9 protein-coding genes and 1 tRNA gene are annotated in these 7,458 nt (G+C 63.0%); 3 read left to right on the plus strand and 7 right to left on the minus strand.

Annotated elements, in window-relative coordinates:
- The coding region (locus VMR39_RS26130) for a hypothetical protein (protein WP_325420737.1) at positions 1 to 553 on the plus strand (553 nt) is incomplete at its 5' end.
- Positions 554 to 731: 178 nt separating this feature from the next.
- Positions 732 to 1,835: a tyrosine-type recombinase/integrase gene (locus VMR39_RS26135; RefSeq protein ID WP_325420739.1), complete on the plus strand. Its 1,104-nt coding sequence runs from the start codon at positions 732 to 734 to the stop codon at positions 1,833 to 1,835.
- A gap of 10 nt (positions 1,836 to 1,845) precedes the next feature.
- Here the strand turns inward: VMR39_RS26135 and VMR39_RS26140 are convergent.
- From VMR39_RS26140 to VMR39_RS26170, 7 genes are all read right to left on the minus strand, one after another.
- Positions 1,846 to 1,922 (minus strand) — tRNA-Arg (locus VMR39_RS26140).
- 74 nt (positions 1,923 to 1,996) lie between these two features.
- Positions 1,997 to 2,386: a hypothetical protein gene (locus VMR39_RS26145; RefSeq protein WP_325420741.1), complete on the minus strand. Its 390-nt coding sequence runs from the start codon at positions 2,384 to 2,386 to the stop codon at positions 1,997 to 1,999.
- A gap of 102 nt (positions 2,387 to 2,488) precedes the next feature.
- Entirely contained in the window at positions 2,489 to 3,136 is a 648-nt protein-coding gene (nth, locus tag VMR39_RS26150; RefSeq protein WP_325420743.1) for an endonuclease III, read from the minus strand.
- A 4-nt stretch (positions 3,137 to 3,140) separates the two neighbouring features.
- Positions 3,141 to 3,905, minus strand: a complete 765-nt coding sequence (gene dapB / locus VMR39_RS26155) for a 4-hydroxy-tetrahydrodipicolinate reductase (protein WP_325420745.1) — start codon at positions 3,903 to 3,905, stop codon at positions 3,141 to 3,143.
- A gap of 79 nt (positions 3,906 to 3,984) precedes the next feature.
- Positions 3,985 to 4,512: a molybdenum cofactor biosynthesis protein B gene (moaB, locus tag VMR39_RS26160; RefSeq protein WP_325420747.1), complete on the minus strand. Its 528-nt coding sequence runs from the start codon at positions 4,510 to 4,512 to the stop codon at positions 3,985 to 3,987.
- Positions 4,512 to 6,299 (minus strand): lytic transglycosylase domain-containing protein, encoded by a 1,788-nt coding sequence (locus VMR39_RS26165; RefSeq protein ID WP_325420749.1) that lies wholly within the window; start codon positions 6,297 to 6,299, stop codon positions 4,512 to 4,514. Before VMR39_RS26165 ends, moaB begins: the two co-directional genes overlap by 1 nt.
- On the minus strand, positions 6,296 to 7,015 hold the full coding sequence (locus VMR39_RS26170) for a uracil-DNA glycosylase family protein (RefSeq protein WP_325420751.1): 720 nt from the start codon (positions 7,013 to 7,015) through the stop codon (positions 6,296 to 6,298). The genes VMR39_RS26165 and VMR39_RS26170 overlap by 4 nt, the downstream gene beginning before the upstream one ends.
- A 143-nt stretch (positions 7,016 to 7,158) precedes the next feature.
- Here VMR39_RS26170 and VMR39_RS26175 point away from each other — a divergent pair.
- On the plus strand, positions 7,159 to 7,458 hold a 300-nt coding region (locus VMR39_RS26175), incomplete at its 3' end, for an NAD(P)/FAD-dependent oxidoreductase (protein WP_325420753.1).

A 7,458-nucleotide genomic window follows, 5' to 3' on the forward strand; every position in this document is an offset into this window, starting at 1 on the left:
GCGCCATTTGCGTGCTGGACCCGTTCTGGAGGCGGGGCGGATGAACGATGCAACCATCCGAGGCTGGGTGGCGCGATACGATTTGAAACTGGGGGACCGTGCGGCTCGTGAAAGCGGCAATCCGCGGTACGATCTGGCGGACTGCGCGCGTGTGTTCATGCTTCACATTCTGACCGAAAATCTGCGGATTAATGGCAAAACTGCGGTTTGGATTGTGAATAAGGCTCATGTCTATATCGGGATCATTGCTGAATATGAACTGTCGGCGATCGACAAGGGATGCGCGCCTGATTGTCCCCGCTATATCCTGACACTCCCGGCGGCGTCTCTCCATTCGGAGATCAATCCGGAGATCAGACTGTATGGCGAAGCCGCCGCTATCGCTGATCGCGAGGCCAATCGCGGTCGCTGGTGTGAAATCGTGATGGATTTGCGCGAGATCGTCCGTCATGCTCGCAACGCCTTGACCAACGTTTTGGGTCATTCGACTTCTGGGCTTCGCCACGATTTTGCGGATGCTCCCGAACCGGCGTTTGAGACGTCGGCCGCCTGATGTCTTCGCGCCGCAGCACCTTCAGGCAAGTTGATGCCACCCGCGCTTTGAAGGCGGCGGTAGCGGCTGGGCTGAAGCCGAGCGGCTATCGAGTTGACCCCACTGGCGCGATCGAGGTCTTGTTCGCAGGAAGCGATCGAGGCGTGTCGCACAATTCCTTTGATGACATCCAAGGCCTATGAAGCGCCGCTGGCTTCCTGAATGGGTCAGCGAGTATCGCTCCCGGCATGGCAAGCTGTACTATCGGTTTCGCCGCAAAGGCTTTGCGCCCTACACCTTCAAGGCCGCCCCCGGCACAGAGGCGTTTCGGCAGGAATATGCATCCTGTGTCGATGGCACAGCCGCGCCGCCGATCGAGGTTGGCGCCGATCGCGCCGCACCCGGCAGCTTTGATGACCTGATCGCCCGCTACTATCGCTCGCCGGATTTCCTAGATCCCAGCGAGCGGACACGGGTTGTCTATCGTGGCGTGATAGAACGCTGGCGTAATCATGAGCCTACTAGTGGCCGCCGTTATGGTGACGCGATCGTGCGCGATCTTCAGGCGCGGCACGTCGAGAAGATGATGGCCGACATGCTGCCGCATCGCACCGCCGCCAACATGCTGCGCAAGCGGCTGAAGGCGCTAATGCAGTTCGCGATTCGGCAAGGCATGGCCAAGGTCAATCCGGTCGATGCTACGCGCCCGTTCAAGGTGGAGAGTGAAGGCTTCCACACCTGGAGCGAGGAAGAGATTGCCGCCTATGAGGCGAAACATGCGCTTGGCACCGTCGCGCGGCTCACCTTCGACCTACTGCTGTTTACCGGCCAGCGCGGCGGTGATGTGCGATTGATGGGGCCGGGGCAGGTTCGGAACAAGCGCATCACGCTGAAGCAGGAAAAGACCGGCGTGACGGTGAGCCTGCCGGTCCTACCGCCGCTCGCCGCGTCTATTCTGGCAACGCCGTCAGGAGCCATGGTCTTCATCGTAAATAGCTTGGGTCGGCCGTTCACTCGCAAGGGTTTTGGCAATCGGTTTCGCGCTTGGTGCGATGAGGCGGGCCTGTCTGAGTGCAGCGCACACGGCCTGCGCAAGGCGGCTGCGCGCCGATTCGCAGAGGCCGGTTGCAGCAATCAGCAGATCAAATCTTGGACTGGCCATACCACTGATAGCGAGGTCGCGCGGTACACCGCAGCGGCCGATCAGAAGATGCTTTCTGACGAGGCTGGCGACATGCTGATGGCTAACCTTCGCGAAAGGTTAGCCATCCAAATCAATAACCCACTGGAAAAGGGCGTTTAAATGTCAAAGGTGGCGCACCCAAGAGGATTCGAACCTCTGGCCTTTGCCTTCGGAGGGCAACGCTCTATCCAGCTGAGCTATGGGTGCGTGACGCTGGTCAGAAGGGGCGGTTAGCAAAGTCCATCGGACTGCGCCAGCACCAAAATCATCTGTCGACGATCTTATTTCGCCGCTTTTTCCATCGGCTGGAATTTGCCCAGGCCGCAGCTCGCGCCAGGTTGCAATCCGGGGCCGGCATTCCAGAGCACGGTTATGATATCGACCGAGCAAAGCTGCGACAGGCTGGTCTTGTAGAGGAAACGCTTCTCGAATCCCAGGCTGGGGCAACTGTTGGGCAGCGTGTTGCGGTAGATTTTCCGGCCATTCATGATGAAGTCGATCGTCTGGTCGTCGCGCACATTGGTGGATTGGATCGACCGGATGGGAATGCAATCGGCCGGCTCGCCCTTTGCGACATAAGGATCGGGTACATCCTTCTTCGCAAAAGCGGGGGCGACGGCGCAGCAAAGGGCAATGCCCAAGGCAAGGCGAACGGGGGTGCGGATGGACATGGCTTCTCTCCTCATATCACGCCGATTCGACGACACGGAGCGCGGGTTTCCGTCGCCTTCCTAGCACGGACCAACTGAACCGGGCGATAACGGAGGAGGGGATCAGGCCGCCTTTGGCGCGGGTGTCTTGGGTTTGTAGCGGCACAGGTCGGCGACGATGCAGCGCCAGCATTCGGGGCGGCGCGCCTTGCAGACATAGCGGCCATGCAGGATCAGCCAATGATGGGCGTCGCGCCGGAAGGGGCCAGGAACACGCTTGTCCAGCTTCTGCTCAACCGCCAGCACCGTTTTGCCCGGCGCGAGGCCGGTGCGGTTGCCGACGCGGAAAATATGGGTATCGACCGCGAATGCCTCCTGCCCGAAGGCGGTGTTCACGACCACATTGGCAGTCTTGCGCCCGACGCCGGGCAGGGTGGTCAGCGTGTCGCGATCCTGCGGCACTTCTCCCCCGAAATCGCGGACGAGGATTTCGGATAGGGCGATGACATTCTTTGCCTTGCCATTGAACAGACCGATCGTCTTGATGTGCTGCTTCAGGCCTTCCTCGCCCAGATCGACCATCTGCTGCGGGGTTTCGACGTCCCGAAACAGGGCGCGCGTCGCCTTGTTGACGCCGACGTCAGTCGCCTGCGCTGACAGCACGACCGCGACGAGCAACTGATAGTCGTTGCCATATTCCAGTTCCGTCTTCGGAGCGGGGTTGGCCTCCGCCAGACGACTGAAGAAGTCGAAGATCTGCGCCTTGTTCATCTGCTTAGAGACCCAGCACGCCCCTCATATCGTATCGGCCAGCAGGTTGGCCCAGCAGCCATTGCGCACCCCTGATCGCGCCGCGCGCGAAGATGGTGCGGTTTTCCGCGCGATGGCCGATTTCGATGCGCTCGCCTTCGGTGGCGAAGATCACCTGATGATCGCCTGCGACCGATCCGCCACGCAGCGCAGCAAAGCCGATCGCCCCCTTGGCGCGAGCGCCGGTGATGCCATCGCGGCCGCGCTCGCTACTGTCGGTGAGGGCGATGCCACGACCGCGCGCTGCGGCTTCGCCCAGCAGCAGCGCAGTGCCCGATGGCGCGTCCACCTTGTGCCGGTGGTGCATTTCGACGATTTCGATGTCCCAATCGTCGCCCAGCCCGGCGGCGGCCTTTTCCACCAGTGCGGCGAGCAGGTTGACGCCCAGCGAGGTATTGCCGGTCTGGAGTACGGGAATGACCTTGGCCGCCTCGTCGATCAGGGCATGATGGACCGTTTCCAGTCCGGTGGTGCCGATCAGGATCGGCTTCTTCGCCGCGATACAGGCATCAAGATGGGCAGAGAGGGCGCCGGGAACAGAGAAATCGATCAGCACATCGCTCGCTTCGGCGAGCGTGAGCGGATCGGCGGTGATCGCGATACCCGGCGCGATCTCGCCGCTGCCGTTGCGGTCCGTACCACCGGCTATGCCGATGCCGGCTTCCGCCGCCACGGTGGCGATGGCACGGCCCATGCGGCCGGCTGCTCCGAAAATCCCGATGCTGGTCATGATGCTGCCTGTCTCAAATATCGTGGCAGGCGCGATGCCAGAGCGGCGGGGCTTTGTCATCCCCGCGTGGCCGTCAGGGTCAGCGTTCGGTCAGGCGCGGCATCAGTTCGACGAAATTGCAGGGACGGAAACGGCTGTCGAGCTGAGTGACGAGAATGCCGTCCCAGGCATCCTTCACCGCGCCGGTCGAGCCGGGCAGGGCGAAGATATAGGTGCCGCGCGCGACGCAGGCGGTGGCGCGGGACTGGATGGTCGACGTGCCGATGCTCTGGTAGCTCAGCCAGCGGAATAGTTCGCCAAAGCCCGGAATTTCCTTGTCCTGCACCTGCGTCAACGCTTCGGGCGTCACGTCGCGGCCGGTCACGCCGGTGCCGCCGGTGGTCAGGATCACGTCAATCTGCGGATCGTCGATCCAGGCGTGCAGCCGCGCAACGATGGCCGACTTGTCGTCCTTCTCGATATGGCGCGCGGCAAGGATATGACCCGCGCCTTCCAGTCGCTCGACCAGAGCGTCGCCGGAGCGATCCTCGGCCAGTCCGCGCGTGTCGGAAACGGTGAGGACGGCGATCCGGACCGGAAGAAAGGTCCGGCTCTCGTCGATCGGCATCAGTCGGAGCCGGCGCCCATGGAGGTGCGGCCGTCTGCCTTGCTCATGCGCACCAGCTTCACGCCCTTGGCATTGGGGAAGGTCGGCCACATGCCCTGCGCCATGCCGGTCAGGCAATCGGTGCTGCCCTTCGCCTGGATCTGGTACATCCAGTAGTTCCGCATCACGATGTTCACATAGGCGCGGGTTTCATAATAGGGCAGCGATTCCATGAAGAGCAGCGGATCGCCCTTGTCATGAACCTGCGTGTTCCAGCGCTCGACCGGCAACGGCCCGGCATTATAGGCGGCCATCACCTTGGGCAGCAGGCCGCCCGTCGCGCTCATGTCGCGCAGCGATTCCAGATAGCGCTGGCCATATTCCATGTTGGTCGACGGCACGAACAACTGCGCGGCGGACGTCATGCCGACATCGCCGGCTGTGCCGGGGCGCACCTGCATCAGACCGCGTGCGCCCGCACTGCTCACCACATCGGTGCGGAAGCCCGATTCCTGAAGCGTATGGGCGAAGATCAGCGAAGGATCGACGCGCCAGCCGCCATCGGGGCGCCAGTCGGGCGCGGGGAAGCGGGCGAAGCTGGCGGGCTGTGTGCCGGCCGGGCCGTTATGGGCGAGGTAAAGCTGGGTCGCCGGCAGGTTCAGCACGCTGGCGAGGCGCAGCAGCGGATCATATTGGTCGCTACCGCCCAGCTTCGCCTGATAGCGGAGCAGTTCGTCAGCCCGGCCCGTTTCACCGATTGCCGACAGGGCGATGGCGGCGCGGGCATTGGGGCTGTTCTTCAGCTTTTGCCACTCGATTGCGCCGAAACGGCTGGCCATGGGCGCACCGCCCAGCGGCATGCCGAGCGATTCCTTGGCGAGCAGGCCATAGAAAGTCTCATCCGAACGGGCGGCGAGCTTCAGATAATTCTCGACCTTTTCCGCCTCGCCGCACACCATATAGGCGCGCGAGGCCCAATAGGCGCCGGCCGATCGCATGTCGGCGTCGGTTGCCAGCGCGGCGACGTTGGCGAAGGCTGGCGCAGCGGTGCGGCAATCATTCTGGCGCCACGAGGCAAGGCCGGTGGTCCAGTGCGCCTGCACCGTCCAATCGCCGCCAGCCCGCGTTTCCAGCGCCTTGGCAGCCATGCGCCGGGCGTTGTTGTCGTCATTTTCGATATAATAGGCCCAGGCGACGCGTTGGCGCACTTCGGTCAGGCCTTCCGGAGTCAGGCCCGGCTCGCCACTGGCGAGCAGCCCTTCGGCACCGGCCGGGTCATCATTCTTCACATAATTCTGAATCTGGCCGGCAAGCGCCTGCGCCAGCACGTCGGTCTTGGTCGCGGCGACATATTGGCGGCGCGGAGCCGAACCCAGCCAGACCATTTTCTGGATCTGCGGCAGGGTGGGCAGGATGGTGGCGCCGCGTTTCTGGGCCAGGCGGGACAACTGGTCGGCCTTGGGTAGCCAGGGTGCCTTGTTGGCGAGATCGAGCAGGTCGAACAGTTCGACGCGGGGCGAATTGCGGGCAAGATAGAGTTCGGACAGCGCTACGGAGCGAATAGCATCCTGGCTGTCCAGAGTCAGGATCATCGCCTTGGCATCAATCCATTTTTCCGCACGCAAGGCGGCGAAGATGGCGTTGTAGCGCGCCTTGTCGCCATCGCTGAGGTCCAGCGGTGACGCATCGGAACGGGCGATCGGCAGGCCCGGCAGGGTTTCGGCAGAATCGGCGAAGGCCGGTGTTGTGGCTGCGGTTCCCAAGGCTATCAGGGCCAGGCAGGATAGGCGGGTCGCGGCACGCATCACGGACGGTCTTCCTCGATCAGGCTTTGTAGAGCAAGCCAGCATTCCGCCTTCGCCGCGGGCTGGCTGAGCAGCAGGCGCGGGTGGAATGTGGCGACGACAGGCACAGTGCCGCCATCATGATTAAAATTACGTAAACTATTTGCCGGCGGCGTGGCGTCGTCCGGCATCAGCGCACGGATCGTCCGGTCGCCGAGAAGCAGCAGACGCTTCGGTCGCGCCAGATGGACCTGCGTGCGGATTCGCGCGGCAGCATATGTCAGGTCGGCCGCTTCGACCATGCCGCCGGGCGGGCGCGCAAAGAACAGCGATGCGATATATGCCTGCGACCGGTCGAGGCCGATCGCTCGCAGCATGGCGTCGAACAGCGCGCCGGCGCGATCGGCCAGCAGCGATCCGGCGTCGACATCGGCCGGATCGGGCATGTCGGTAATGATCATCAGGGGCGCATCTGTTGTGCCGGCCGGATAGATGGCGCGCGTCGACCAGCGCCGTTCAGGGTGAAGTGATTCGGTTTCCAACCAGAGATGAAAGGCTTGCAGATCCTGCGGCTTGGCGGGCTGAGGCGCTTCGGTCGGCTGTGCCGTTGGCGTGCCAGAAAGTGCCGCAGGCGCGGGGCGCAACCAGTTGAACGGTGCTTCCGCTACGGCGCTCTCCACGCCGGCCAACTGCCACCACGCCAGATAGGCGTCGGCCGACAGAGCCGCATTGTCCTGCATTAATCCCCGCATCGCAATCAACTAGGGCCAGAGGTTGACGATCGGGTCAAGCTGCTTCATCGCCTTCAATGGCAAACTGTTGGAGTTATGCGGCGGTTGGAAGCGCGGGAGGGTAGCCCGCCAATCGCGTCGAGGAGGGATGAATGAGCGAACGGGATTCGATGCCGTATGACATTGTGATTGTCGGCGGTGGACCGGCCGGTTTGTCAGCGGCGATCCGGTGCAAGCAGCTTGCGAACGATGCCGGACAGGAACTGGCGGTGTGCGTTCTGGAGAAGGGGTCGGAGATCGGCGCCCATATTCTGTCGGGCGCGGTGATCGATCCCAGGGCGCTGGACGAACTCTTCCCCGAATGGCGCGAGATGGGCTGTTCGCTGGCCGACGTGCCGGTGACGGACAATCAGCACTGGATGCTGACGAAGACCGGCAAGATCGCCATGCCG

Origin of the sequence: Sphingobium sp., from assembly GCF_035511395.1 — a bacterium.
Classification (GTDB): domain Bacteria; phylum Pseudomonadota; class Alphaproteobacteria; order Sphingomonadales; family Sphingomonadaceae; genus Sphingobium.

Coding starts and splice junctions, on each gene's coding strand:
- VMR39_RS26135 (WP_325420739.1), top strand. CDS start 732: ATGAAGCGCCGCTGGCTTCCTGAATGGGTCAGCGAGTATCGCTCCCGG.
- VMR39_RS26145 (WP_325420741.1), bottom strand. CDS start 2,386: ATGTCCATCCGCACCCCCGTTCGCCTTGCCTTGGGCATTGCCCTTTGC.
- nth (WP_325420743.1), bottom strand. CDS start 3,136: ATGAACAAGGCGCAGATCTTCGACTTCTTCAGTCGTCTGGCGGAGGCC.
- dapB (WP_325420745.1), bottom strand. CDS start 3,905: ATGACCAGCATCGGGATTTTCGGAGCAGCCGGCCGCATGGGCCGTGCC.
- moaB (WP_325420747.1), bottom strand. CDS start 4,512: ATGCCGATCGACGAGAGCCGGACCTTTCTTCCGGTCCGGATCGCCGTC.
- VMR39_RS26170 (WP_325420751.1), bottom strand. CDS start 7,015: ATGCAGGACAATGCGGCTCTGTCGGCCGACGCCTATCTGGCGTGGTGG.